The organism is Tepidimonas sp. (assembly GCF_046292505.1).
Classification (GTDB): Bacteria; Pseudomonadota; Gammaproteobacteria; order Burkholderiales; family Burkholderiaceae_C; genus Tepidimonas.
The window spans coordinates 279-513 of sequence record NZ_JBKBQX010000288.1 but is presented as its reverse complement, the minus strand read 5'-3'; the positions used below and the strand labels follow the sequence as shown (position 1 = coordinate 513).

General features: G+C 61.3%; 1 protein-coding gene. It reads left to right on the top strand.

What is annotated here, in order from left to right; all coding sequences use genetic code 11:
* The coding region (locus ACK4TH_RS13320) for a hypothetical protein (protein ID WP_409627119.1) at positions 1 to 235 on the top strand (235 nt) is incomplete at both ends.

Below are 235 nucleotides of genomic sequence, written 5' to 3'. Positions count from 1 at the left end.
CACAGTTACGCCGCCGCGCCGCAGCAATTGCCGCTTTCCGCGACGCTGGAAAAGCTCAAGCCCTGGCTCGAATCCCCCCGGCACAAGAAAGTCGGCCAGCACCTCAAATTCGACCGTCATGTGCTCGCCAATCACGGGCTGCGCCTTGCCGGCGTGCAGGACGACACGCTGCTCGAATCCTATGTACTCGAATCGAATGCCTCACACGAACTCGGCGCATTGGCCAAGCGTCACT